Genomic DNA, 25,460 nt, shown 5'->3' on the forward strand with positions numbered 1-25,460 from the left:
TTCATCGAGGGTCCATTCTTTTCATTTCAAGGTCCATTCTTTCGCGCGAGGGTCCATTCTTTTCGTTTCAAGGTCCATTCTTTCGCGCGAGGGTCCATTCTTTTTGTTTCAAGGTCCATTCTTTCGCGCAAGGGTCCATTCTTTTCATTTCAAGGTCCATTCTTTCGCACAAGGGTCCATTCTTCGCCTTCTAAGGTCTATTCATTTTCGCGAAAGTGTTTCTACAAATCTCTCCGATATACACAAGGCTTAAACCGTTTCCACTCTTCCTCCAACTCCGCCCAGTCAACAATCTTCCACGGATTGAAATACGTCTGTCCATTTTTATTGAAAAACAATTGTCCGTCAATGCAATAGGCTGCATGTTGAACATTATCATTCTCATCAATCCAGACGACAGCATCTCCTGCATTAAAGCGGTCTTCGACTTTCTTGAATGAGGCTAGGGTCAATTTCCTCATAAAAGTATCGCCATGAATCCATTCGTGAATTATCCATTCGTCCAAACTAGGCTCGGAGCTGATGGCGAACAGGGTGGCGGCCAGGCAATTGGCACCTGGCTCTGTGGAAAATGTATTTGCATATTTGCTCAAATGAGTAGGCGTGGAATCAGGTGGTTGCAGGGAAGTCCATTCATCGTATTGCTGTGCGGTCTTGCGGGTGATTTCTTCTTTGATGGAAGTGGGCAATTTCGTCCACATCGCCCTTTGCAAAACACCGAGTCTCTCTCCGTTCATTTCCAAAATGTAGTCCTCCGGAAATGAATCATGCTCAGGCAACAACGAAAGCGGACCGACTAGACCTCTTCCTAACTCATATTGCAACGCAAACAGCGCATTTCTCGTTACGTCGGAAAGTGAGGTGATCCACTCAGGCTGCGCAACGATTACAAGCTCGGCATCTCTTGAAATCATCCAGTACATATAACTATTCACCATTTGAATGCCGTTGTAGGAGGAATGCTTGAAAAATTCTTCTCTAGGGAAAACCAAAGTTCCTACTACATCTTTCTGGAATAAAGATAAATCGCTCTCCCTAAGGAAAAACAAATCCTTTTCAGGTACATATTTTTCAATCCAGTGATCTAGCTGTTGTTGTGTGGGCTGTATTTTGATAACCACTTGATGCAGCTCCTTTTCGAATTTTCCAATACCTTCTAACTGTATACCGGATTGGGAGGATGAACAAGGATTCATTTAATCAAGAGGATTTACAGCCCAACAAATCGAATATATAAAGTAGAAATAGTGGAGGTGGGAAGATGAATACAGACATAACAACAAAAATGAAAATCAATAAACCGGCAAGTGAAGTGTTCGAGGCGATTGTCGACCCTGAGAAAATGGGCGGCTATTGGTTTTCATCAGGTACGGGAAGAGTAGAACAGGGTAAGACAATCACTTGGAGGTACGAGGAATATGGTGCCGAAGGGGATATCGAGGTATTGATAGTTGAAGAGAACAAGGAAATTGTTTTCAATTGGGGAAAAACGACGGTCACGATGACATTCCACGAGAGGGATGGAAGTACGATCATGGAAGTAACCGAATCGGGCTTTAACGCGGACGATCCTGAAATCCTCTACAAAATGCTGGACCAAAAAGGGGGCTGGGTGTATATGCTCACTTGCATGAAGGGGTACTTAGAAAATGGCATCACAACATTGCGGGCTTCGTTAGTAAAATGATTGCGCAAATCGGCAGCGAAGTGTTTTCGTATGCAAGCAAGAGTATGTAGGATAAGTGATAAGTGCCAGATGCGGATACTTCCTCATCTGGTTTTGTTATTTCCGCCATCGATAGCTCATGAATTGTAGTCATTCGGTGATAAATTCATCGGAATCGGTGGTAAAGTCCGTCAAACCGGTGGTAAACCGTTGAGAATCGGTGGTGACGTCCGCCGAATCGGTGGTAAACCGCCTCGAAACGGTGGCAACGAGTTGCAGTGCCATTTCCACGAACGTGCACAGCTGAATTAAAGTGGATTTCCTACAAACTTATAAGCGTTATGCGTGATTGTTGGAGTTTATGCGTGTCTGCGGTGATTTATGCGTGGATTTGCGGCTTTATGCGCGGATTTCGAGTTTTATGGACTTCTCCAGCGTTTTATGCGTGAATAATAGAATTTATGCGTTTTTGGCGATCTCTGCGCCGCTTAGGATGGGCAGCGATGATGAGAAAAGAGGGAAAACCTGCGACGTGGCGAATAACCATAGTATGAAGTAGTATCTAGGGGGAATTTACATGGGAGAGACAGCAGCGGTGAAACCGTTTCATGAGTATGCGCGGGATTATGTCGAGAAGCAGTTGATTCCGGGGGCGATAATCGGCATTGATTCAGACGGCGAGAGGATGTACGAGCTGGAATTCGGCTATCGGAATGTAGCGCAAAAGCTGCCGGTGACGGGAGATACGGTATTCGGGATTGCTTCGATGACGAAGTCGTTTACGAGTGCGGGCATTATGAAGCTGCAGGAGCTAGGGAAGTTGTCGGTGCATGATCGGATTGTTGAGTACCTTCCGGAGTTGAAGAAGCCGGGAACACAAGTGGAGCGGATCACGCTCCATCATCTGATGACGCATACTGCGGGCTATCCGCCGCTTGCGACGCATGTGTATGCGCGGAAGAACAGCATCGAGCAGGATCCTTCCGCAAAAGATTATGGATTGGACCTATTGAGCAATCCGGGACCGCATATCGAGACGTATGATGAAATGCTTGCGTTCATGGCGGCGGACGACTTTGAATGGCTCGGAGAACCGGGTCAGTTTTACAGTTATTCGAATGATTCGTATGGGTTGCTTGGCGTCATCATTAGCAGGGTGAGCGGACAGCCTTATGAGGAATTCATCGAAGAGAACGTTTTGAAGCCAGCGGGAATGAAGAACAGTTTCTACTCGCTTGACCGGTTGGACGAAATCGAAAACGTAACAACGCTCTACATGAAGGCGAAAGACGGCTCTCACGTGTATGAGGCGCCTCTTTGGTGGGATGCACCGTCAATGCGATCGGTCGGTTATTTGAAGTCGACAGCAAATGACATCCTCCGCTATTTGGAGATGTATTGGAATGAAGGCGTCGTTGGTGGGACGCGGATCTTATCGAAAGAAAGCGTCGAGCAGATGATTCATCCGCATGTCGAATATGAGCCAGGGAGATGCTACGGGTATGGGTTGCGGATTGTCCCCGATTATTTCGGCTCTACATTGATCAGCCATGGCGGCGGATTGAAAGGCGTTTCTTCTTATATGTGTGCAATCGTTGAAAAGAAGAAGGCGGGCGTGATTCTGACGAACGTTTCAGACGTGGATGCGGGCGGCCTGTTGCTGAGTACGCTGAATGTCACGGAAGGCCGGAAGTTGGATGCTTCCCCTTCAGCGCATGAAGTCCGGGAAGTCGATGCGGGGGAACTGCGAAAATTCGTAGGCACATTCACCTCGAGCGAAGGAATGAATGTGAAGGTGACTCTGAAGGATAACCAATTAAGTATTGAATCGAATGAAGTGTGCCGGAAGTTGAAATGCATTGGGAAAAACTTTTTTATCGATGAAGATGAGAAAGAAGGCATTCTGCAGTTCATTGAAAACAAAGACGGAGAAATTGAGCGGATCGTCTATGGCGGTAGGCATATATTGAAGGAAAACGTTTAACTTGTAGCAAGTCTTTCACAATCATGTGGGAGGCTTTTTTTATTCCATGAAGCGAAAAGAAGCCTTCTAGGGGAATGTCATGGGCAAGGATGGTTTGCATACATAGAATAACAGCATCAGGGATTTTGGAGGTGTTGAAGAATGTCGAATGAAGTCGGTGGCAATGTTGGGTATGGGAACGGATTTACGTTGATCGTCGTATTGTTTATTCTACTAATTATTGTCGGAGCAGCATACCTAGGTGAAGGATACTGTTAAGAAAAAATTATTAGTAAATAAATTAACGGAAAATGCATGAAAATCAAAAAGTGGAGAGGGGCGCAACCGCGTGCTCTCTATTTTTTTATGTGCTAATTTTGTCAATCCTAATTCAGGGAAATCTATGTTATTATAGGCAAGTTGGGAAAAAACATATAACATTTTCATTCTTATCCGACTAATTTGGCGCTTATGACGATTATTATTTTTTTGTATATAAACACTGGGATTGTCGAATAACTAAAGTGATTCCCGACTTGGGAAGATATAAGAAAATGGCATTGTTTGCTCCACACATAGTTTATGCATCCAGAGAGGGGGAAACCGCTTTGAAATTCCTTATCTTCATTGCGGCATTACTTGTTATCTTTATCCTTGCGTTCATCGTAAGCAATGGTAAAAGGAAGATTAAATATAAATCGATTGTCACGATGATCGGTTTGCAGCTCGTATTGGCGTTCGCTTTATTGAACACCGAAGTTGGCCTCATCCTGATTAGGGGAGTGGCGAATGCTTTCGATAAGCTTTTAGAATATGCTGCAGAAGGGATCAACTTTGTTTTCGGCGGGCTTGCCAACGAAGGCTCTTTTCCTTTCTTCTTGAATGTTTTATTGCCGATCGTTTTTGTTTCCGTACTTATCGGGATTGCCCAGTATATTCGGCTGCTTCCTATCATTATCCGTTTTCTCGGATTAGTATTGAGCAAAGTCAATGGCCTTGGGAAATTGGAGTCGTTCAATGCGGTCGCTTCTGCGATCTTTGGACAATCCGAGGTGTTCATCTCCATTAAAAAACAGCTGCCGCATATTCCGAAGCATCGGATGTATACGTTGTGTACGTCAGCTATGTCAACGGTTTCCGCTTCAATCCTAGGGGCATATATGACGATGATTGAACCGAAGTATGTCATTACCGCACTCGTCTTGAATCTGTTCGGTGGATTCATCATCGCCAATATTATCAATCCTTACGAAGTGTCGGAGGATGAGGATATCATTGAAATTAAGGATGAGAGAAAACAGTCCTTCTTCGAAATGTTAGGCGAATATATTATGGATGGCTTTAAAGTGGCGGTCATAGTCGGTGCGATGTTGATCGGTTTTGTCGCATTGATTGGCATGATTAACAGTGTTTTTGAGGCGGCAGTCGGCGTCAGCTTCCAGACCGCGTTAGGATATGTATTTGCACCATTTGCATTCATCGTCGGCATTCCGGCATCTGAAGTGGTACAAGCCGGCACAATCATGGCAACGAAATTGCTGACGAACGAGTTCGTGGCAATGATGGACTTGGCTAAAATTACATCATCTCTGTCGGACAAGTCGGTCGGCATTATTTCCGTCTTCCTCGTATCATTCGCGAACTTCTCTTCAATCGGAATCATTTCCGGAGCTGTGAAAGGTTTGAATGAAGAGCAAGGGAATACGGTCGCTAAATTCGGTTTGAAATTACTCTATGGGGCGACGTTGGTCAGTTTATTGACGGCGGCGGTCACTGGAATTATGTTGTAAGGGAGTCCCTAGTCAGGGGCTCTTTTTTTGTGCCTCAATCCCCTTCAATGGAAGTAGGAGTGCCGAACGGGTATCATGGAATGGAAGAATAATACCTATTCACTACAATTGGAGTGAGGCAATTGATAACTAATAGAGCGAAGAAATTCAACGGCATCCCGCTGTCGATTCTTGATCTTGCGATGATCAACGAAGGGAGCGATGCCGGACAATCGTTTAAAAACAGTGTCGATCTTGCGCAACATGCCGAAAACTGGGGCTATAACCGATTCTGGCTTGCCGAACATCATAATATGTCCGGAGTCGCAAGTTCGGCGACGTCTGTCATCATCGGTCACGTGGCAGGTGCGACGGAAACGATCCGTGTCGGAGCGGGAGGCGTCATGCTGCCGAACCATGCACCGCTCGTCATCGCAGAGCAGTTCGGCACGCTTGATGCATTATATCCGGGCAGGATCGATCTAGGCTTAGGACGCGCTCCCGGCAGCGACCAGGCAACGGCTTATGCGCTGCGACGGACGTTGCAGAGCAGCGGCAACGATTTCCCTGACCAGCTGGACGAATTGCGCGCATATTTCAAGCATGACCCTACCGCCCGCGTCCGCGCGATTCCAGGGGAAGGGCAGGATATTCCGATCTGGCTTCTCGGATCGAGTGATTTCAGTGCGCGGCTAGCTGCGGAATTAGGTCTTCCTTTTTCATTCGCAAGTCATTTTGCACCGACCTATATGATGCATGCGCTAAATCTTTACCACCGTAATTTTAAGCCATCGAAGGATCTTCAAAAACCGTACGCAATGCTTGGAATTAACATCATTGCCGCGGATACAGATGAAAAGGCGCAATGGCTAGCAACTTCGCACCAACAAATGTTCCTCAATATCCGGAAAGGGATCACGACGGAATTCAAGCCGCCGCTCGATGATGTTGACGCTGTCTGGAACGAGTTGGAAAAAGCCGCCGTCGCCGAATTATTGGATTGGCCATCAACGATTGTCGGCAGCCCTGAAACGGTCAAGCGGAAATTGGAAGCGTTCATGGAAATGACGAAAGCTGACGAATTTATTATCAGCTCAGGGATCTTCAACCACGGGGACCGCCTCCGCTCGTATGAGATTGTCGCTGAAATGATGGCATGACTACCTTGCTTTATGAATAAAATAGCCAAGTATCGGACGGATAACCCGATGCTTGGCTTTTTCATATTTTCCTTCTTTTTTCATGCTGATCAATCAATCTTGTCCCTACGAGGTCGCCAGTGACGTTCACTGCGGTTGCCCCCATGCCGATCAAAGCATCAATTGCAGTCAGCAACGCCACCGCTTCCATCGGCAAGCCGAGTTGGACGAACACGGTCGCAATCATGACGATTCCTGCGCCTGGAACCCCTGCTGTCCCGATGGAGGCGAGCGTCCCGATCAATACGACCATCACCATATCGGAAATGGTGAGCGGGGTACCGGCGACATTGGCGGCAAATACAGCGGATACCGCTATGCGGATTGCGGCGCCATCCATATTGACAGTTGCGCCGAGTGGCAGGCTGAAGCCGTATAAGCTTTTTGGAACCCCCATTTTTTTCGCCGCACCCAGTGTAAGGGGCAATGTGCCCGTGCTGCTTTGCGTGACAAATGCAGTGATCATCGGCGTGCGTGCATAGTTAAAGAAAGACCCGGGTTTGATTCCGAAAAGAAGCAGGAGAACGGCATACAGCATGATATGTACGAGTAGCGCAGCGTAAAAGACGCCGATCATGCCGCCTAATGAAAGAAGCGTATCGATGCCTTGACTGCCGACCGTATTCGCGATGATCGCGAAAATTCCGATCGGCACGTATTGCAGGATCGCTTTCAAAATAAGAAGGGAAGCTTCATTCAACGCTGTAATCGTCGTCAGTAATGAATCGCCCAACCCGGCATGTTTTTCAGAGGAACGCATGGCGGAAATCGCAATTCCGAAAGCGAGCGCTGTAAAAATGATGCCGAGTAGATTCATTTCCGTAAAAGCGGCGACGATATTGGACGGCACGATATTGAGGAGCACTTGTACGATGCCTGGATTGTCCGGAACCTCGAATGATTCATTGCCAGTGAGATGCATCCCCCTGCCTGGCCGCAACATGCTGGCGACGAGCAGGCCGACGACGATCGCGAGCGCCGAAGTGACTGTGTAATAGATGAAAACCTTGCTGCCCATACGCCCTAAATTGGCAATGTTCGTCTGATTTATCCCTACGATGAGTGTGAATAAAATGAGTGGGATGATCAGGAAGGTGAGCAGACGGAGAAGAAGATCGCCGAGCGGTGCTAGGATTACGGCTTGTTCCCCCAATAGGAAACCTGCAACAATTCCAAGAACTAAGGCGACCGAAATTTTCATTATTAATGAAGCACGTAAATATGATTTGAAAATGCTTTTCATCACGACGCCTCCTTTTCAGAACTGCGAGTATTGAAGGAATTCTGAATTCCACGTTAATACAGTGTGGTCAGCGTGTCAAAATACATGCTTCTGAAAAGGGAAGTAGCGCCAGTATGTCGAATAGGTAGGAAAGGAGGGATGGACGATGGTGCAGTTGCAAGAACAAGTGGATACTGCTGAACGGAAGGAATTTGTCGAGACGCCCGTCAAAACATTGTTCCAGAAGTTTGCTGATCATAAGGATGTCTCGCTTGTATTCGGAGATCCAGTCGAAGTCGGCTTGACGAAAGTGATTCCTGTTGCGAAGCTGCAATACGGTTTTGGAGGAGGAGGCGACAACGCAGGCAATAACGGAGGCGGTGGAGGCTTTAGAGTCAGCCCTGTAGGTGTCTATGAAATCACACCTGAACGAGTTACATTCAAACCGACTCGCAGCGGTAGGCAAATCATCGTAATGATGTTGTTATCGGGTCTGTTTTTCTTCTTAGGAAAGAAATCAAGTAAAAAGCGGTGAAAGAAAAGGACTCCCTGCATGCTGGAGTCCTTTAGTCATTTCTATTGATGTGCGCACTTTCGGACCGAAGCGATTACGAAGCCGATTCCAGCGAACACAATGGCGGGGAGTATCCAACCGATCCCTTCTTCGTAAAGGGGCAAGTGGCGGAGCATATCGGTAACCGGAGCGATCGGAAGGCCGAACGCCTTAAGCATATCGAAAAAACCGATAAATCCAGCCGCAGCCAGTGCGAAGAGATACACTTCCCGGTGGCCGTTGAACCAGTTATGGAAGAAGCTGATTGTAATCAAGACGATCGCCAGCGGATAAACCCCGATGAGAACTGGCAATGTAATCTCGATTAATTGCGTAAGCCCGATGTTCGCAATGAACGCACTGAAAATGCAGATGATCAGCACCACGAGCCGATACGAAAATTTTGGAAATGTATCCGAGAAAAAGGCGGCACATGAAGAAGCGAGGCCGACGGATGTTGTCAGGCAAGCAAGGAGTACAGCCAAACCTAGCAACACTTGTCCAGTCGTCCCGAGCAGTGAATAAACGAGCTGCGTTAAAATTTCCCCGCCATTTGCAGCATCCGGTGCAACAAGCCGACTCGTTGTTCCGAGATAAGCGAGCCCGGCATACACGAGGCAAAGACCCGCAACGGCAAAGGCGCCTGCCTTCATCGTAATGGCTAGGGTCACTTTCTTATCCGATACACCCTTAGCTTTGATCGCGTTGATGATGACGATGCCGAATACGAGTGCAGCCATCGCATCCATCGTTAAATAACCTTCGATGAATCCTTTGATGAAAGGATTTTGGATGTATGGTTCCTGTGGCGGTCCGATTGTCCCGGCAGGCCTGATAATCCCTACCGTGACGATGAAAGCGACAAGGACCAGGAGAACCGGGGTCAGTACATTCCCGAAACGGTCGACCAATTTACTCGGCTTCATTGACAGCCAAGCGGTGACCGCAAAAAAGAGGACTGTGAATAACAGCAAAGCGATCCTCTCCGCCGAATCGGAAGTGAAAGGAGCCAGTCCCATTTCAAACGTGACCGTCGCCGTGCGCGGAACTGCAAACAATGGTCCGAGCGCTAAATAGACAATAATTGCGAAGACTAGGCCGAATAAAGGATGTGCCTTTCCTGCGAGATCCCTCAACTGGCTGCCGCTCATCGCTACCGCAACGACACCGAGAAACGGAAGGCCGACACCGGTAATGAGAAACCCGGCAATCGCAATCCATACATTTCCTCCTGCCAGCTGCCCGACGAGCGGAGGGAAAATCAGATTTCCGGCGCCGAAAAACAGCGCAAACATCAGTAACCCTAACTTCAATGTATCCTTATTTGTAAAATCGTTCATACTTGTTCCCTCCAACATATTTAGAAAGCGCATAAAAGCGGTCTACACGCATAAATGGTCATAGGTCCGCATAACCCATAAATCTCCCAATAAGTCCATATTTGTAAATGGTAACGCATAATTCGTCATAAAACGCCATTAACGATTTTAACATACCCATGCTATAACTTTTACCCATTTTTGTCGAAAAGAGAAAAATTATTAATTTCTGATAATAACTATATACAAGTTTAAAAGTATGTTATTATTCAGAAGAGAATATTATTTTATGAATATGAATTGGAATGGAGAGGAATTGGGATGTTAAACGTTACAGAAAATCGGTTTGCCAACTACCCTCAACAGCCGCACGGGGGAAAACTGGTGGACAAAGTATTGACGGGGGCGAAGAGGGACGAGGAGCTGGAAAAGGCTAGATTGCTGCCTTCCATCATGGTAGATTTGGAAGCGGTCATTACGCTTGAAATGATTGCGACAGGCGTCTTATCTCCGAATGAAGGATTCATGAATGAAGTGGATTATAAGTCTGTGTTGACTGAAGGACGCTTGGCGAATGGGACGGTTTGGCCAGTTCCACTCAGCTTTGCGCCGATTGGCAACCGCAACAAGGAAATCATCGAAACGCTATCCGTGGGGGACGAAGTGGCGCTTTGCGATGAACAGAACGAGCCAGTGGCGATTTTACGTATTGACGATATTTTTGCATATGATAAGGAGTACCGGGCTTCCCATCTATTCGGCACGACCGATCGGAATCATCCAGGTGTGGATGCGATTTTCAGGAGGATGGGCGATGTCGCGCTCGGCGGCCCGATCCGGTTATTGCAGCGGGTTGACTGGGGGCCATTCGAGAAGCTGCGTCTCGAACCGAAAGATACATGGCATGAATTCTATGAAGTGAAGAAATTCCGTTCCGCTGCAGGGTTCATTACAGGGGCGAATCCACTGCACCGCGGACATGAATACATCCATAAAAATGCATTGGAAGAAATCGACGGTTTGCTCCTTCAGCCGCTGGTCGAAATGGCGAAACGCGAATATACGCGCCATGAATTCCGGATGCTATCGTATAGAAGCGTGCTGGATACGTATTATCCAAAAGGTCGGTCCATCCTCGCACCTTTGCGGGTGACGTATATTTTTGCTGGTCCGCGGGAGACGGTGCTGCACGCACTTATCATGAAAAATTACGGATGCACACATGCACTCATCGGACGGGATCATGCGGGGATCGGCGATTATTATGATAAATATGCGAGCCACACCATTTTTGATCAATTCAAACCGGAGGAACTCGGAATCGACATTCGACTTTTCCACGAGGTGTTCTACTGCACGCGTTGTGACGCACCCGCGACAGAGCAGTCTTGCCCGCATGACAATCAATACCGGATCAATATTTCTGGAACGGGCATCCGGGAAATGCTCCGCCACGGCATCATGCCACCGAAGGAAATCGTCCGTCCGGAATCTGCGCGGATCGCAATCCAAGGCGTCCAACCGAAAGGCCTTGATGAATTTGAAAGCGCTATCTCGCCAGTAGGAAAGGTTATTAAGAGCATGTTCCCATTCTATTTGGAGCGTACAAGACTTGGGGGACGGAAGCGAAAATCGCCTTTGAAGGTCGATGATTTGACGAACGATGATCTCGAAATGGTGAATCTGGACGTCCGTGCGAATGCCGACCGGATCTATCAGGAAATTTTCGAGGAATATTCGAGCGTGGGTGACACAAACCGTGGCATGCAACCTGAATGGGTGATGGACGCAAGGGAATCCTTGCAGACGCAGCAGCGGATGGTCATCCAGGACTTGGAGGAGAAAGTGAAGCAGGCGCCGGAGACCGCTTCGGACGAATTCATGTATCAGGATAAAGAGGAATCGTTGCGGGAGTTGGAAGTGGCGAAGAAAATCCTCGGGGATATTCCAAAAGTGCTTCGCGCGGCCGATTTCGACTATCGGACGTGGAATGTCCTGCCGTATAAGCGCTACCGCGGCAGCGATGAGCCGGAGGAAGGAAAATAAGTCGAGAGAAAAAGCTTTCCGCCAGTAGGTGGAAAGCTTTTTCACGTTACTAATGAGATTTATGATCACTCGTCGTGGCTTATGATCACTTATCGTGATGTATGATCACTCGCCGTGACTTATGATCAGTTGTTTTGATTTATGATCACTCGTCGTGACTTATGATCACATGCCGACACTTATGATCACTCGCCGTGATTTATGATCACTTGCTTTGACTTACGATCACTCGCCCTTAATAAGCTCCCAGCAAATAAAAAAAGTGCTGGAAACCGGACCTCCCAGTCCTCCAGTACTCTCTTAAAAAAATGAATGAAATGGTATATAGGACTCCTTGATTCCATGAATCATCGCTTTTTTTATTGATGACTGACTAGTAGGCGCCGCGCGGAATGGGATTTTATACTTTTTAGCGCATTCCTTCGCCAATCCGCTGCTGCGGTGCGATGAATGCTCGCTTGCGGAAATGATCAAGTCCATATTTTTAACAGCGGCTTTGATACGGTTCCTGCTTTCATCTCCACTGAAAATATCCAATGAAAAGTTTCCGTTTTCCGCAAGTGGCAAGAAATCCGCGCTTCTGAAATCAGCTCCGATAATAACTATTTTTTTATCTCTTAATAAGTTCAATTCAATATCAGTCCACATATTTTCCTTTTTCGATGTATTATCTTTATAAAAACTAGATGGTTTCGGTTCGGGCCTTGCGATTTCACTATTGCGTTCCGGATAACACCAGACGACACGGAACGATAAGGGATCGGATTCATGGTAAGCAATCGCCACTACGCTTCCGTCTTTCAAACTATACGAATCAATATCTCTTTGGCTAATTAAAAATTGATAGGGGGACTCGCCATCAAGTTTTATTCTCGATAGCTTTCCATCTGCGATTGTTTGATCTGCAACTAATAATCCATCAGACGTCTTTGTGAGGACACAATAATCGATTTCAATCCGATTACTATCATCCTTTGTCACACTGTTTTTTCGTTTAATAAACACTAAATCTTTTATACTATCTCCGATTGCCTCAATATAATCCCCATGTTCGAACCCATGCATCCTCACAATCTTTTCCGGGACGTATATATCCCCTTGTTTTCCTTTTAAAATCCCGCCTTTCAACTTTCTTTCCATAGGGGTTCCTAGATTCGTCGCATCAGTACTGCTCGTGACGATCATTCTCTGGGATGTTTCATTACGTGAAGTAAGTGCTTCCCCTTCCTTCTTATCACGTTCGTCCGAACCATTAATCGTTGGGATGGAGCCCCATAATCCCATCGATAGTTCGATGAAATCGAATAGCTTGTTGACCCGTTCCCTTGTTTCAGCAACATTTTCTTCCGTCAGTTGATGGATACAGCTGATTAGTTCATCAGAAATCTGTTTCATTTATTCAACTCCTTTCACTAATTATAACTTAATTTTCACAACATATTGATAAAGATTTGGTGGAGCCTAGTCGCGAAAATATTTTTTGAAAATATCAAGCATACCCATTGTGAAAGTACTAATTTTTATGGTAAGCTATTTCCTGTTTTGAACATCTTAAATAGAAATGAAGGCGATAGATAGATGGCAGCAGTTGCAGCCAACGGCCCGGGGAAGAAACTTAATTTGTTTCGTCTGACGTGGCCGATTTTTCTTGAAATATTTTTGTTCATGTTGATGGGGTTGGCGGATACATTCATGTTGAGTGCGTTATCCGATGACGCAGTATCCGGCGTCGGGGCGGCGAATCAATACGTGATGATTGCCATTCTCGTTCTGGAGGTTGTCGGAAACGGTGCGGCAATCGTTGTTTCACAATATTTAGGTTCAAGGCGTTATATTGAAGCATCGAAGATTTCAGCAATCGCTGTGTCCTTGAATCTACTTGTCGGATTAGGAATTAGTGGTGTGTTCATTCTATTCACAAGCCGCATGATGAATGCGATGAATTTGCAGGGTGATGTCCTTGCCCATGCGGAAGCCTATTTGATTATCGTCGGCGGAGGGATTTTCCTGCAGGCTGTCATCAATTCGCTCGCGGCAGTCATTCGTGTGCACGGGTTTACGAAACAGACGATGTTCGTTTCGCTCGGCATGAACATCATCCACGTCATCGGGAACTATGCGCTCATTTTCGGGAAGTTCGGGATGCCTGCTTTAGGCGTACAAGGGGCAGCGATTTCATCTGTCGGCAGCCGGGTGATTGCAATGTTCGTCTTTATTTGGCTGCTGTATCGGGTGCTTGAATACCGCATTGAATTCCGTTATTACATTACGTGGTCGAAGGAATACGTTAAAAAGATTTTGAATATCGGGCTCCCTTCAGCGTTCGAACAGATCCTGTACCAGGCGTGCCAAATCATTTTCCTTTACTATGTCACTTTCCTAGGGACGGAGGCGCTTGCCGCGAGACAATATGCGACGAACATTTCGATGTTCAGCTATTTGTTTGCACTCGCGATTGGGCTCGGGACATCGATCATCGTCGGCCGGCTCGTCGGAAGCGGCGAGAAGGATGAAGTATACCGGCAAGTTTGGGCATCTCTTAAGCGTGCACTCGTCTGCACGGTTGTGCTAGTGGCGCTCGTCATGACGTTCCGTTATCCACTCATGCGCCTGTTCACTGAAAATGAGCAGATCATCCAGCTTGGTGCTTCTGTCTTGCTGTTATCATGTTTACTCGAAACCGGCCGGACGTTCAATATGGTTATCATTAATTCACTCCGTGCTTCAGGCGACGCGAAGTTCCCTGTCATGATGGGAGCCATCTCGATGGTCATGATGAGTCTGCCGGTCGGCTATTTCTTTGTGTTCGTCCTTGACCTCGGGCTTGTCGGCGTATGGCTCGCCGTCATCATGGATGAATGGCTGCGCGCGATCGTCATGTCGCTCCGATGGAAGAGCAGGGCGTGGGAAAGGTACGCGCTTGTTGAACCTGTATCTGAAATCGAACCGAAACCGGAAACTGTTTGAATGAAAAATAAAAAGAGCAGGCCTCTCACTAGATTCAAAGTGAGAGGCCTGCTCTATTATCATCAAAAGAAGAAAAAGGGGAGTAGCGCAAAGGTTACGATTGATCCGAGTGCAATGCCTGCACCGAAAGCGAACCCACGCCCAAAGCCGAATCCACGTCCTCCATAGCCGTATCCGTATCTAAATCCGTATCCGAATCCGCCTAAATTTCTTTGGCGGCCGAATGGTTCTAAAAAAACTCGATTGCCTCTGACACCTTGAATGATCCCTCTATGTGTTCGTCCATCTCTCGTTCCGATGACGACCGCTCTTCCGGTATGCCTGCTGCACAAAGAATGATAGTTTTGAACTGACATCGTGTTGTCACCCCATTTCGATTCAACATAATACATCATATGTGAGGGATTTTTCTTCAGGGAGGACAAACACACCAGTGTATCTGCGCTCTTTATAGTTGTGCAATCTCTGTTGATGGGCGGGTCAATAAGTCAACGACATGGAAGTCCGTACCCTTTAAGAAGTTCCGGACGACATAATAGCCGACAGCGTAACCTGCCATATGTGGATAGCGGCTCAAACCATAGAGAACTTTATCATGGATTTTGCTCTCTTTGAGGTGATTCCTATTCGGATAGACGAATTCTTTCCAGAACCTCGCCAACTGTCTCTCTGAATAAAGTGAAGTCCAGGAAGAGGTGAAATCCTCGCCGAATCGTTCCGCAACTGCAACTTCCGCCAGCCCCTCCAGGATGATTGTATCTAACAGCGTACAGTCCTCTTCTCGCTTGGGAAACATATTAAGCCGGCATACATGGTTGTATTCATGTGTCAATATCGCCTTTATTTCAGTTTCCGTATTGTTGGGCGAAATAAATAAAAAGATTTTATCTGCATAAGCTAACCCGGACTTTCCTTTGAATTCGCGAGCCAACACTTTGTTATCTGAATCCGACGGGAAGATGAAGACGGGAACGGATGGCCCTTTCCATTTGCTGCGCAACAGCTCCAATTCATTTACGGAAATATCCCATACGTTATTCGATTGCAGCTTCTTCGTTAGCGCTCTCCCTTGTTTTGCGGAGAGGTACATGCCGAACATCGTTAAATGATGATGGATATCAGAGACGGAAACAGTTGGGAAGTACCGGGATAAGTTCGCGCAAACTTCGGATGGGTCTCCACCCGATTCTTCAATCCATTTGTCAGTCCGAACGACAGTCATACTGCGACACCTCTTTTTTGAATTATCATATTCTAGAGAGAACTGGAATGACTGAGTGTTCAAAGTATACTAAATTACTATGTATTATAGGGATTAATCTGCTATAATCAATTAAACTAATAAACGACAAGGAGTTGACCGGCTTGCGAGTAGTGAATAATATAGCCGAATTGATCGGTGACACGCCTTTGGTAAGGTTGAATCGCCTTCCCGATCAACAGGGTGCTGACGTCTATGTGAAACTCGAATATTTTAATCCGAGCAGAAGCGTAAAAGACCGGGCGGCATACAATATGATAATCGAAGCGGAAAAGGCGGGTCTATTACAACCCGGGGATACAATCATTGAACCGACATCCGGAAACACAGGAATCGGAATCGCGATGAGCGCCGCGGCGAGAGGATATAAGACGATCATCGTCATGCCTGATTCTTCAACACTTGAGCGGATTAATATTTTAAAAGCATACGGTGCAACGGTTGTATTGACACCAAGTGATTTAAAAATGCCGGGAGCCATTCAAAAGGCGGAGGAAATTGCGGCGGGAATTCCGAACAGCTTCATTCCAATGCAATTTGAAAATGAAGCGAACCCGGATATTCATCGGCATACAACAGGACCTGAAATCATTCGGGCGATGGAATCGTTGAACCGAAAACTGAACGCTTTCGTCTGTACAGCGGGAACTGGCGGTACCGTTACAGGAACCGGTGAATATTTGAAGGAATACGATAGCATGATTACAGTGCATATAGCAGAACCGGCGGGGTCTCCCGTCCTATCCGGCGGAAAGCCAGGGAAGCACAAACTTGTCGGAACAAGTCCAGGGTTCATTCCATCGATATTAAATACATCCGTTTATGATGAGATTTTCAAGATTGAAGACGAGGACGCCTATCAAACGGTCCGTGAGTTGGCGGCGCGTGAAGGCTTGCTGCTAGGACCGAGCGGAGGGGCTTCCGTCTATGCGGCGATGCAAGTGGCGAAACGGTTGACCCCGGATGATACCGTCGTCTGCATTGCACCCGATAATGGTGAACGGTATTTATCGAGTGATTTATTTGATTACGAAGGAGAGGAATAAATGTCCTCTCCATTTTCATAACATTAATTCCGACTAAACGAATAAGGGAAGTCGAGGTGCGTAGAAATGTATGTAACAATCGATGGAATCGAGAAGAGTTTTCTCAATGATAGAAATGAGCATGTTCAAGTGCTCGACCATATTGATATCGATATGGAAAAAGGGAGCTTCGTCTCCATCGTCGGTCCTTCCGGATGCGGCAAATCGACGCTCCTCTATATGATTGCAGGCTTGGAGAAGGCGGATAAAGGCAACATCCGCATTGCCGGGAATGAAGTGAAGAAGCCTGGCCCCGACCGGGTTGTCGTTTTCCAAGAGGCTGGGCTTTTCCCATGGTTGACCGTTTTGGAAAATGTGAAGTATGGCTTGCTGCTGAAAAAGATGCCGAAACAAGAGGCCGAGGAAAAAGCGATCGACATGCTGAAAATGGTTCACCTGAGCAACTATATCCATTCCTATCCGCACCAACTATCGGGGGGAATGAAGCAAAGGGTATCCATTGCGAGGGCGTTAGTGATGGAACCGGATATTCTCCTGATGGATGAACCGTTCTCCGCGCTCGATGAACAGACGAGGATGGTGCTCCATAAAGAATTGATCGATATATGGAAGAAGACGAAAGTGACAATCTTTTTCGTTACGCACAATATCAGGGAAGCCGTTTTACTCTCGGAAAAAGTGATCGTGTTCGGCACACGTCCCGGAAAGGTGAAGGAAGTCATTCCTGTTCCGACATCGACGGACGGCGTGTTGCCCGATAGTGTGACATTGCATACGGAGCAACGGATTTTAGCTATTTTGGAAGAGGAAATCGAAAAGGTGTTAAAGGAGGAAATGGGTGATGACTACAGCTTTAAGACGAATCATCTTCATCGCAATGATAGCGGTGATATGGGAAGTCACATCTAGACTTTCGGTGTTGCCGGATTTCATGTTTCCCCGACTGACACAAGTATTGGAGACACTTTTCAACGGCCTCGTGAACGGGCAGATTGTAGCGGCGATCGGCAAAAGCATGAGCCGGCTGCTGATTGGGTTTGCGATAGCAATCGTTTTAGGTGTCGTCATGGGCTATCTCATTTGGCGCTATAAGCTGGTCGAGGATACACTCGGCTTCCTCGTTACCGCGTTGCAGTCCATTCCGAGCATCGTCTGGTTTCCGCTCGCAATCATCTGGTTCGGATTGAATGATTTTGCGATCTTGTTCATCGTCACGATCGGTGCCACTTGGACGATGACCGTCAGTGCAACGAGTGGATTCCGAAATGTGCCGACCTTGTACCAACGGGTCGCCAAAACATTCGGTTCGACAGGGCTCCATTTCATTCGCACCGTCATTATGCCGGCCTCCGTTCCGCAATTGCTATCGGGCCTCCGCATTGCTTGGGCATTTTCATGGCGGGCATTGATGGCAGGGGAATTGCTTGGCTCTGGCGGAGGGCTGGGGCAATTGCTGGAAACAGGGCGTTCCCTCGGTCAAATGGATCTCGTCATTTCCGTGATGATCATCATCGCGGTGATCGGGACGATTATGGACAATGTCGTGTTTATGCGTTTGGAGCGTTCTGTTCAGAAAAAATGGGGTCTTGCATGACCTATACAAAGGGGAAATGGATAATGAAAAAGTCATTGATTATGACAGTGTTAACGGTTTTAGTAGTGGGGATCCTATCTGCATGCGGTTCGTCTTCGTCAAGCGGCAAGACCGTGAAAATCGGATACTTCCCGAATTTGACCCATATCGCTACGATTGTTGCGCTTGAAAACGGCTATTTCGCGGAGGAATTCGGGGACGATGTGAAGATCGAAACGAAAACGGTGAGCAACGGCGGTCTCTTCATGGAAGCAATGACGACGAAATCGATAGACGTCGGTACAGTCGGTCCTGGACCATTGCTGAATTTCTACGTGAAAAACCCGACATTCCGTTTGATTTCAGGAGCAGTGAACGGGGGAGCTGTGCTTGTCGCGAGTGAAGGCGGCGGCGTTACGGAGCTTGCCGATCTAGACGGCAAAAAAGTCGCCATCCCTGTCATCGGAAGCACGCAAGACGTCATGCTTCGAAAAGCGTTGAAAGAGGTTAATCTTGAAACAACATCGAATGGCGGCACAGTCGAATTATTTGCGGCGGCACCTGCAGATACCGCGACACTCTTCGTTCAAAACTCGGTCGATGCTGCGGCCACACAAGAACCGTGGGGAAATATCCTTGAAACGCAAGCGAACGGCAAGCTGATCCTCGACTGGGATGAATTTGCATGGGGGAAGGAATCCACGAACACAGTCGTAGCAGCAAGTGATGAGTTCTTGAAGAACAAAGAATTTGCCAAAGCATATTTGAAAGCGCACAAGCGGGCAGTCGAGTTCATCCAGCAAAACCCGGAGGAAGCTCAAAGCTTGGTCATTAAGCATATTAAAGATTTGACGGGCAAGGAAATTAATGAAAAAGAGACAGCCGCTGCATTCGCGAAGCTTGAAGTTACAACCGATGTGAATGAGCAAGTGATCCAGGAAATGGCGGACATCAGCAAGGAAGCGGGCTATGTTACAAGCAGCGACATCAAGGGGATGATTGATCTCTCTTATTTGTTGGGAGAATGACAAAGCCACCTACGGAACCTGTTTGCCGGGTTCCGTTTTTTCTTGGCAATAAAAATAGGATCCCAATTTGGTAAAAGGGATCCATCTGCAATTCATTTAGTAACAATCGGCTTAGGCTTCCCGCATACGCTTTGCCTTCCCAGTAGCCATAGATATAGAAACGGCAGCACATATGAACGCCAAGACGACGACTCCACTACCGACAGTCGGCATGCTTGTGACCGAATCGGAATAGCCGAATACGACCCCGCCAATTCCCGACCCTACTGCAATCCCGACTTGTATAGCAGAATTATTGAAGCTCTGATTGATATCAGATGTAACAGGATCTTCCTGGATAATATAATCCTGCAGCGGCGGCGCAAGGGCCCAGCTTAATGCACCCCAAACCATCATGATGACAATGAAGAACGGTAAAGAGAATGTCGAGTAGGGCAATGCGAATAGACTGATTGCGAAAGCGCCAATAATGACGAGAATGCTCTTCTTCGATCCGATCCAGTTTGCAAGATTGCCCCCGAATGCTCCGCCACCAACTGCCGCTAACCCAAATAGGAAGTAGCAGATGCTGATCCAGTATTGGTTCAGGTGCAGTTTCGTTTCCAGGAATGGCGTAAAGTAGGCGTAAACCGTATAATGGCCAGCCAACATGAACATCATCGCAAAGTGGGCAAAGACGATTTTTTTATTCGCCAGTGCTTTGATTTGCGCGGAAAGCGGAAGAACGTCTCCCCTCTCCATTGTCTCAAGGAATATGGAGATAAGAATGAATGCGCCGATTGAAAGGACAGCAATCCCTAAAAAGACGCTGCGCCAGCCGAATGCATTCGTAATAAGTATACCGAGTGGCACGCCTAATACGAGGGAAGAACTAAGCCCCATGAAAATATAACCGAGCGCTTTTGCACGATGAGGAACATCGACAATCCGCGCGGTAATCGTCAAGGAAAGGACGATGAGAAGCGCCGCACTTAACGCGGTGATGATTCGGGCAATCATCAAGAATGTGAAAGTAGGGCTGAAATATGTCAATATATTTCCGATGAAAAAGACAGACATTGAAAACAAATACAGCTTTTTCCTTTCAAATTTCGCGGTTAAAGATAGTAATACCGGACCCGCAATGGCAAACACGAGCGCGTATACCGTTATGAGCTGTCCGGCGGTTCCGATTGAAACGTTCAAATCATCCGCGATAATCGGCAAAATGCCACCGACAATCAATTCAACGAGGCCGACTGTAATCGTTGAAATGGCAATGATGAATACTCTAAAGTTCATGCAAAATCCTCCTCTGAAAAATAAAAAAACTCCCGACTGCAAAGTGAGTTCCTTTGTAGTCAGGAGTTAATGGTTCCTGGTAGAGACCCTCAATCCATATTATTGAGGTTATACATATATATCAAACGTATGAAATTTTCCATTCATCAATCTAACATGGTTTGGGCATTATATCAAGAAAAATTTCCTTTTCCGAACGAAAAATGGTTACATTGAAAGTAATGGCATATCAATTTTTTGGAGGAATTAATTTGTACGATCCGACAGTATTTGAAAATCTTAAAGTCGCATTTGAAAACCAACTATATGATCTCGATACGATCGAGCGTGAAATAAGGATCATCAACCGATCGGATCAAATGGATTTTGCTATCCTTGCAAGGAAATTCGCTTTGCAATTTACGCTTTTCGATATAGAGGATGTATCAGCTGAAATCATTCTGGAGGCAGCTCTACAGGATTTGGCGAATGAAATAATGGAAATGCCCGGGGGAAATCCCGGATGTTCACTGACATTGTGCTTCCAAAAGCATGTCAAACAGGAATCGGAGCAATGCCCGCAAATTGAAGAGGCGTTGAGCGATATATGGGAAAATGAAGTGCTCGTCACTCAAACATTGAGTTTCCTGTACGGGGAGGAGCGAACCGGCTTCTCAAATAACGTCGAAGTGAAATTCAGGACGAAAATAAATGAGGAAAATATGCGAGAGATCCCGGACTTTCTGCATAGTGTTCTGATGGCGCTGCGCGTACTGCATGCCGTTTGAGCGTGAAAAACTTTTGGATATGCTCTATCCCGAGAAGGGAAATCGCTATATAATGGAGGACAGTTGGATGAATGCGCGTTTATGCGCTTTTGAGAGCATTTATGCGTGCTTTTCGCGATTTATGCGTCGGAAAAACGTATTATGAGCTTTTGGAGCGGTTTATGCGCGTATGCGAAGAATTATGCGTACTTCTACGGTTTTATGCGTTTTTAAGGAAATTTATTTTGACAGAAGGAATAGGTGTACAATATATGAGTTTATTGACAGTAAGTAATTTAAGTCACGGGTTCGGGGATCGGGCGATTTTCGACGATGTGTCGTTCCGGTTATTGCAAGGCGAGCATATCGGACTGATCGGTGCGAACGGCGAGGGGAAATCGACGTTCATGAACATCATTACCCGGAAGCTTGAGCCGGATGCGGGAACAGTTGCGTGGGCGAAGCGGGTGCGGGTCGGTTATTTGGATCAGCATGTCGTGCTGCAGCAAGGGATGAGTATTCGTGATGTGCTCAGGACGGCGTTTCAATATCTCTATGATTTGGAAGCGGAAATGAATGTCCTTTTTGCGAAGATGGGTGAAGTCGACGCGGATGAGCTCGAGAAGCTGCTCGAGGAAACGGGGCAGATGCAGGATGAGCTGACGAATAACGACTTTTACATCATTGATTCGAAAGTCGATGAAGTGGCGAACGGACTTGGTTTGGATGAATTCGGGCTGGAGCGCGATGTCCATGATCTGAGCGGTGGGCAGCGTACGAAAGTGTTGCTCGGCAAGCTCCTCCTGGAAAAGCCGGATATCCTGCTCCTTGACGAGCCGACAAACTTTTTGGACGTCGAGCATATCGAGTGGTTGCGCACTTATTTGCAGAACTATGAGAATGCGTTCATCCTCATATCGCATGATGTTCCGTTCCTGAACAGCGTCATTAACTTGATCTATCATATGGAAAATCAGCAGGTCACGCGGTACGCAGGGGATTACGATGAGTTTCTGCGTGTACATGAAATGAAGAAGCAACAAGTGGAAGCGGCGTTCAAAAAGCAACAGAAGGAAATCGCCAATTTGAAGGACTTTGTTGCGCGCAATAAAGCGAATGCAGCAACGAGCCGGATGGCGATGTCACGTCAGAAGAAGCTCGACAAGATGGATATCATTGAACTCGATGCGGAAAAGCCGAAGCCGCAATTCGATTTCAAGCTTGCCCGTACACCGGGGCGTTATTTATTCGAAACGAAAGGCCTCGTTATCGGCTATGATGAGCCGCTGTCAAGGGAGCTCGATCTGACGATGGAGCGCGGGCAGAAGATTGCGTTGTCAGGTGCGAACGGAATCGGGAAGACGACGCTTTTGCGCAGCATCCTTGGTGAAATTCCTTCTCTAGCAGGATCAGTGGAACTTGGCGATCATCTTGAAATTGGCTATTTCGAGCAGGAGATGAAGACGGAATCAAATCGCACTTGTTTAGAAGAGGTATGGGATGAATTCCCGCATTTCACGCAGTATGAAGTGCGTGCGGCGTTGGCGCGATGCGGTTTGACGACGAAGCATATCGAGAGCAAGGTGAAAGTCCTGAGTGGGGGAGAACGGGCGAAAGTACGCCTCTGCAAGCTTATCAACCGGGAAACGAATTTGCTCGTCCTCGACGAACCGACGAATCATCTCGACGTCGATGCGAAAGCTGAATTGAAACGTGCGTTGAAGGAGTATAAGGGCAGCGTTTTACTTATTTCACATGAGCCTGATTTCTATGAAGGCGTTGTAACGGATGTATGGAATGGGGAAAACTGGACGACGAAAATGTTCTAAACAAAAGCGGAGGGCGCTCGCTCAGCTGCGACAGGCATAAGACTTCCGAGGAAGGCAGTCTAAGTTCGCCACGTCCTGTGGCAACGACTGCATACCCGCATCCATGCGGGCACGAAACGGCGTCTTTTGCCGTGCAGCGGAGCTGGCTTATGACCCGAGCGAATCGAACTGCGCAGTGTTTGATTTGCCGTATTTCTGCGGTTTTTGCAGAAATTAAGGCAGCCATTAGCGCCCGGAGTCTAGACGTGAATAATAGGGCACCTGAGCGATTTTTTATCGTCCGGGTGCCCTATTTCATATTTCGAGTTACTTATTTACCCCTATCAAGTTCCTCTGTCAATTCATCGATAATCTCTTCGCGGCGTGCATTCTTTGCTTTAATGGAAGCTAACTCTGCGCCTTCTGCTGTTTTTGCCGCTTGATTCGCAGCGAACTGATTGCTGACCGTCTTATTCAACCGCTCTTCCTTATCGGCTGGATCATTCGGTCGTGGCGTTATTCCTGGCATCTGAATTCCTCCTTTCATTCAATCACATAGTGTTTCCATACGACTCATAATTATGTATAACCTAGTCATCTCGCATAATTATAAATTGTTATATATAATACCTTTATCAAAGAACGGGGGCGGGAGTTGATGGAATTGGAGCAAGTGGTTCATTCACCTGAAGCACAGCGGCAGCTATATAAGCGATCATTACTCGTGGTCATTATGTCGCAAATTTTTGGCGGAGCTGGCCTAGCGGCGGGGGTAACTGTCGGTGCACTCCTTGCGAAGGAAATGCTTGGCGGGGAAAGCTATGCAGGAGTACCTGCAGCATTGTTTACACTTGGGTCTGCGCTGGCCGCCTTTTTGGTCGGTCGCATTTCTCAGAAATCTGGTCGCCGGTACGGTCTTTCACTCGGCTTCATCGCTGGTGGAATTGGAGCAATCGGCGTCATACTTGCCGCCACTATGGGTAATGTGTTTTTATTGTTCGTTTCATTATTCATCTATGGTGCAGGGACTTCGACGAATCTTCAAGCGCGCTATGCCGGGACAGATTTAGCGAATGAAAAGCAGCGTGCAACAGCGATTAGTATCGCGATGGTATCAACGACATTCGGCGCGGTCGCTGGCCCTAATCTTGTGGAGCCAATGGGGGAAGTCGCGCTAGCTCTCGGAATCCCAGCTTTAGCTGGACCGTTCATCTTGGCAGCAGTCGCGTATTTACTAGCAGGGTTGACGTTTCTTATTTTTTTAAGACCTGATCCGTTTCTTGTAGCAAAAGCAATTGCTGCTGAACATGAGAAACAAGCGCTGGAAAAGAAAGACGCACGTAAGGTAGTGCAACACACTGTAAATCGTACAGGGGTTTTAGCAGGAGCGGCTGTACTGATCTTGTCGCATTTCGTCATGGTCGCCGTCATGACGATGACCCCGGTCCATATGCAAAATCATGGAAGCGGATTGTCGGCAGTTGGGATGGTCATCGGCTTCCATATTGCCGCGATGTATTTACCGTCCCTCGGAACTGGAATTTTAGTTGATAAACTGGGACGTACGTTTATGGTCATTGCTTCAGGCATTATACTTTCCATTGCGGGATTGATGGCTGCCTTTGCACCAACAGAATCCCTCTTCTGGCTTACGTTTGCACTTATCTTGCTTGGACTCGGCTGGAACTTCGGGTTGATCAGTGGAACTGCAATCATCATTGATTCAACGGATATAAAAACCCGTGCAAAAACGCAAGGTTCTGTTGACGTATGGGTGGCCATTTCCGGAACGGCGGGCAGCTTGCTGTCAGGCATTATTGTTGGCAATTCGAGCTATGCCGTATTGGGCTTCGTCGGAATGTATTTATCGTTGCTGCTCATTCCAGTAATTATTTGGGTTCATGTTAAAGGGAGAAGCAAGGAAGTCGCAGAAGTTATTTGATGTATTAGGTGAGGTAGGCATCGGATTTAATCCGGTTGCCTGTCTTTTTTTATTTCCGACCCCCACAAAAC

At 47.0% G+C, this 25,460-nt stretch carries 23 protein-coding genes and 1 riboswitch; of the genes, 15 read left to right on the forward strand and 8 right to left on the reverse strand.

What is annotated here, in order from left to right:
• Positions 1–221: 221 nt before the first annotated feature.
• Entirely contained in the window at positions 222–1,121 is a 900-nt protein-coding gene (locus OC538_RS14870; RefSeq protein ID WP_262176924.1) for a hypothetical protein, read from the reverse strand.
• 140 nt (positions 1,122–1,261) lie between these two features.
• On the opposite strand from OC538_RS14870, the gene OC538_RS14875 reads away from it, so the two are divergent.
• The 5 genes from OC538_RS14875 to OC538_RS14895 all read left to right on the forward strand — a co-directional run bounded on the left by OC538_RS14875 (position 1,262) and on the right by OC538_RS14895 (position 6,558).
• Positions 1,262–1,687, forward strand: coding sequence for an SRPBCC family protein (locus OC538_RS14875; protein ID WP_262176927.1), 426 nt, complete (start codon positions 1,262–1,264; stop codon positions 1,685–1,687).
• A gap of 556 nt (positions 1,688–2,243) precedes the next feature.
• On the forward strand, positions 2,244–3,650 hold the full coding sequence (locus OC538_RS14880; RefSeq protein WP_262176931.1) for a serine hydrolase domain-containing protein: 1,407 nt from the start codon (positions 2,244–2,246) through the stop codon (positions 3,648–3,650).
• 141 nt (positions 3,651–3,791) lie between these two features.
• Positions 3,792–3,908 carry a YjcZ family sporulation protein gene (locus tag OC538_RS14885; protein WP_251628850.1) on the forward strand — a complete coding sequence of 39 codons (117 nt, stop codon included), beginning with the start codon at positions 3,792–3,794 and terminating at the stop codon, positions 3,906–3,908.
• 329 nt (positions 3,909–4,237) lie between these two features.
• Positions 4,238–5,419, forward strand: a complete 1,182-nt coding sequence (locus OC538_RS14890) for a NupC/NupG family nucleoside CNT transporter (RefSeq protein WP_251696308.1) — start codon at positions 4,238–4,240, stop codon at positions 5,417–5,419.
• 122 nt (positions 5,420–5,541) lie between these two features.
• A complete protein-coding gene (locus OC538_RS14895; protein ID WP_262176940.1) occupies positions 5,542–6,558 on the forward strand; it encodes an LLM class flavin-dependent oxidoreductase in 1,017 nt (338 codons plus the stop codon).
• 61 nt (positions 6,559–6,619) lie between these two features.
• On the opposite strand, the gene OC538_RS14900 is transcribed toward OC538_RS14895, so the two are convergent.
• On the reverse strand, positions 6,620–7,840 hold the full coding sequence (locus tag OC538_RS14900; RefSeq protein ID WP_262176943.1) for a dicarboxylate/amino acid:cation symporter: 1,221 nt from the start codon (positions 7,838–7,840) through the stop codon (positions 6,620–6,622).
• 145 nt (positions 7,841–7,985) lie between these two features.
• Here OC538_RS14900 and OC538_RS14905 point away from each other — a divergent pair, with 145 nt between their 5' ends.
• Complete coding sequence (locus tag OC538_RS14905) at positions 7,986–8,354, forward strand: spore germination protein GerW family protein (RefSeq protein ID WP_251696314.1); 369 nt, start codon at positions 7,986–7,988, stop codon at positions 8,352–8,354.
• Between the two features lie 41 nt (positions 8,355–8,395).
• Here OC538_RS14905 and brnQ read toward each other — a convergent pair whose 3' ends face one another.
• Entirely contained in the window at positions 8,396–9,712 is a 1,317-nt protein-coding gene (gene brnQ, locus OC538_RS14910; protein WP_262176946.1) for a branched-chain amino acid transport system II carrier protein, read from the reverse strand.
• Between the two features lie 300 nt (positions 9,713–10,012).
• Here brnQ and OC538_RS14915 point away from each other — a divergent pair, with 300 nt between their 5' ends.
• Positions 10,013–11,737, forward strand: a complete 1,725-nt coding sequence (locus OC538_RS14915) for a sulfate adenylyltransferase (protein WP_262176949.1) — start codon at positions 10,013–10,015, stop codon at positions 11,735–11,737.
• A 300-nt stretch (positions 11,738–12,037) separates the two neighbouring features.
• On the opposite strand, the gene OC538_RS14920 is transcribed toward OC538_RS14915, so the two are convergent.
• Positions 12,038–13,132, reverse strand: coding sequence for a DUF2325 domain-containing protein (locus OC538_RS14920; protein ID WP_262176952.1), 1,095 nt, complete (start codon positions 13,130–13,132; stop codon positions 12,038–12,040).
• Between the two features lie 183 nt (positions 13,133–13,315).
• Here OC538_RS14920 and OC538_RS14925 point away from each other — a divergent pair, with 183 nt between their 5' ends.
• Entirely contained in the window at positions 13,316–14,704 is a 1,389-nt protein-coding gene (locus OC538_RS14925; protein WP_262176956.1) for an MATE family efflux transporter, read from the forward strand.
• Between the two features lie 62 nt (positions 14,705–14,766).
• On the opposite strand, the gene OC538_RS14930 is transcribed toward OC538_RS14925, so the two are convergent.
• Together OC538_RS14930 and OC538_RS14935 are read right to left on the reverse strand one after the other, a co-directional pair.
• Entirely contained in the window at positions 14,767–15,060 is a 294-nt protein-coding gene (locus OC538_RS14930) for a hypothetical protein (RefSeq protein WP_251696323.1), read from the reverse strand.
• Between the two features lie 92 nt (positions 15,061–15,152).
• The gene (locus OC538_RS14935; RefSeq protein ID WP_262176961.1) at positions 15,153–15,926 is read right to left on the reverse strand and encodes a DUF2268 domain-containing protein; all 774 of its coding nucleotides are present in this window, start codon (positions 15,924–15,926) and stop codon (positions 15,153–15,155) included.
• Between the two features lie 143 nt (positions 15,927–16,069).
• Between OC538_RS14935 and cysK the strand changes: the two genes are divergently transcribed.
• The 4 genes from cysK to OC538_RS14955 all read left to right on the forward strand — a co-directional run bounded on the left by cysK (position 16,070) and on the right by OC538_RS14955 (position 19,612).
• Positions 16,070–17,011 (forward strand): cysteine synthase A, encoded by a 942-nt coding sequence (cysK, locus tag OC538_RS14940; protein WP_262176964.1) that lies wholly within the window; start codon positions 16,070–16,072, stop codon positions 17,009–17,011.
• Between the two features lie 66 nt (positions 17,012–17,077).
• Positions 17,078–17,920: an ABC transporter ATP-binding protein gene (locus OC538_RS14945; protein ID WP_251696328.1), complete on the forward strand. Its 843-nt coding sequence runs from the start codon at positions 17,078–17,080 to the stop codon at positions 17,918–17,920.
• The gene (locus OC538_RS14950) at positions 17,853–18,605 is read left to right on the forward strand and encodes an ABC transporter permease (protein WP_251696330.1); all 753 of its coding nucleotides are present in this window, start codon (positions 17,853–17,855) and stop codon (positions 18,603–18,605) included. The genes OC538_RS14945 and OC538_RS14950 overlap by 68 nt, the downstream gene beginning before the upstream one ends.
• Positions 18,606–18,628: 23 nt before the next feature.
• Positions 18,629–19,612 (forward strand): ABC transporter substrate-binding protein, encoded by a 984-nt coding sequence (locus OC538_RS14955; protein WP_251696332.1) that lies wholly within the window; start codon positions 18,629–18,631, stop codon positions 19,610–19,612.
• A 111-nt stretch (positions 19,613–19,723) separates the two neighbouring features.
• On the opposite strand, the gene OC538_RS14960 is transcribed toward OC538_RS14955, so the two are convergent.
• The gene (locus OC538_RS14960; RefSeq protein ID WP_262176970.1) at positions 19,724–20,893 is read right to left on the reverse strand and encodes an MFS transporter; all 1,170 of its coding nucleotides are present in this window, start codon (positions 20,891–20,893) and stop codon (positions 19,724–19,726) included.
• A gap of 36 nt (positions 20,894–20,929) precedes the next feature.
• Positions 20,930–21,029: riboswitch (purine riboswitch) on the reverse strand.
• A gap of 115 nt (positions 21,030–21,144) precedes the next feature.
• Here OC538_RS14960 and OC538_RS14965 point away from each other — a divergent pair.
• Positions 21,145–21,660, forward strand: a complete 516-nt coding sequence (locus tag OC538_RS14965) for a hypothetical protein (protein ID WP_262176972.1) — start codon at positions 21,145–21,147, stop codon at positions 21,658–21,660.
• 251 nt (positions 21,661–21,911) lie between these two features.
• Complete coding sequence (locus OC538_RS14970; RefSeq protein WP_251701401.1) at positions 21,912–23,468, forward strand: ABC-F family ATP-binding cassette domain-containing protein; 1,557 nt, start codon at positions 21,912–21,914, stop codon at positions 23,466–23,468.
• Positions 23,469–23,778: 310 nt separating this feature from the next.
• On the opposite strand, the gene OC538_RS14975 is transcribed toward OC538_RS14970, so the two are convergent.
• Positions 23,779–23,976: a small, acid-soluble spore protein tlp gene (locus tag OC538_RS14975; protein WP_262176976.1), complete on the reverse strand. Its 198-nt coding sequence runs from the start codon at positions 23,974–23,976 to the stop codon at positions 23,779–23,781.
• 129 nt (positions 23,977–24,105) lie between these two features.
• Between OC538_RS14975 and OC538_RS14980 the strand changes: the two genes are divergently transcribed.
• A complete protein-coding gene (locus OC538_RS14980; RefSeq protein ID WP_410055880.1) occupies positions 24,106–25,389 on the forward strand; it encodes an MFS transporter in 1,284 nt (427 codons plus the stop codon).
• Positions 25,390–25,460: the final 71 nt, after the last annotated feature.

The sequence above is a fragment of the Saccharococcus sp. Marseille-Q5394 genome, from assembly GCF_946901335.1.
GTDB lineage: Bacteria > Bacillota > Bacilli > Bacillales_A > Planococcaceae > Sporosarcina > Sporosarcina luteola_C.

Bases quoted from the DNA above. Each gene is read 5' to 3' on its own strand.
- OC538_RS14900 (WP_262176943.1), bottom strand. From the start codon at position 7,840: ATGAAAAGCATTTTCAAATCATATTTACGTGCTTCATTAATAATGAAA.
- OC538_RS14915 (WP_262176949.1), top strand. From the start codon at position 10,013: ATGTTAAACGTTACAGAAAATCGGTTTGCCAACTACCCTCAACAGCCG.
- OC538_RS14955 (WP_251696332.1), top strand. From the start codon at position 18,629: ATGAAAAAGTCATTGATTATGACAGTGTTAACGGTTTTAGTAGTGGGG.
- brnQ (WP_262176946.1), bottom strand. From the start codon at position 9,712: ATGAACGATTTTACAAATAAGGATACATTGAAGTTAGGGTTACTGATG.
- OC538_RS14950 (WP_251696330.1), top strand. From the start codon at position 17,853: ATGACTACAGCTTTAAGACGAATCATCTTCATCGCAATGATAGCGGTG.
- OC538_RS14925 (WP_262176956.1), top strand. From the start codon at position 13,316: ATGGCAGCAGTTGCAGCCAACGGCCCGGGGAAGAAACTTAATTTGTTT.
- OC538_RS14930 (WP_251696323.1), bottom strand. From the start codon at position 15,060: ATGTCAGTTCAAAACTATCATTCTTTGTGCAGCAGGCATACCGGAAGA.
- OC538_RS14885 (WP_251628850.1), top strand. From the start codon at position 3,792: ATGTCGAATGAAGTCGGTGGCAATGTTGGGTATGGGAACGGATTTACG.
- OC538_RS14960 (WP_262176970.1), bottom strand. From the start codon at position 20,893: ATGAACTTTAGAGTATTCATCATTGCCATTTCAACGATTACAGTCGGC.
- OC538_RS14980 (WP_410055880.1), top strand. From the start codon at position 24,106: ATGGAATTGGAGCAAGTGGTTCATTCACCTGAAGCACAGCGGCAGCTA.
- OC538_RS14935 (WP_262176961.1), bottom strand. From the start codon at position 15,926: ATGACTGTCGTTCGGACTGACAAATGGATTGAAGAATCGGGTGGAGAC.
- OC538_RS14920 (WP_262176952.1), bottom strand. From the start codon at position 13,132: ATGAAACAGATTTCTGATGAACTAATCAGCTGTATCCATCAACTGACG.
- OC538_RS14875 (WP_262176927.1), top strand. From the start codon at position 1,262: ATGAATACAGACATAACAACAAAAATGAAAATCAATAAACCGGCAAGT.
- OC538_RS14970 (WP_251701401.1), top strand. From the start codon at position 21,912: ATGAGTTTATTGACAGTAAGTAATTTAAGTCACGGGTTCGGGGATCGG.
- OC538_RS14975 (WP_262176976.1), bottom strand. From the start codon at position 23,976: ATGCCAGGAATAACGCCACGACCGAATGATCCAGCCGATAAGGAAGAG.
- OC538_RS14880 (WP_262176931.1), top strand. From the start codon at position 2,244: ATGGGAGAGACAGCAGCGGTGAAACCGTTTCATGAGTATGCGCGGGAT.
- OC538_RS14905 (WP_251696314.1), top strand. From the start codon at position 7,986: ATGGTGCAGTTGCAAGAACAAGTGGATACTGCTGAACGGAAGGAATTT.
- OC538_RS14945 (WP_251696328.1), top strand. From the start codon at position 17,078: ATGTATGTAACAATCGATGGAATCGAGAAGAGTTTTCTCAATGATAGA.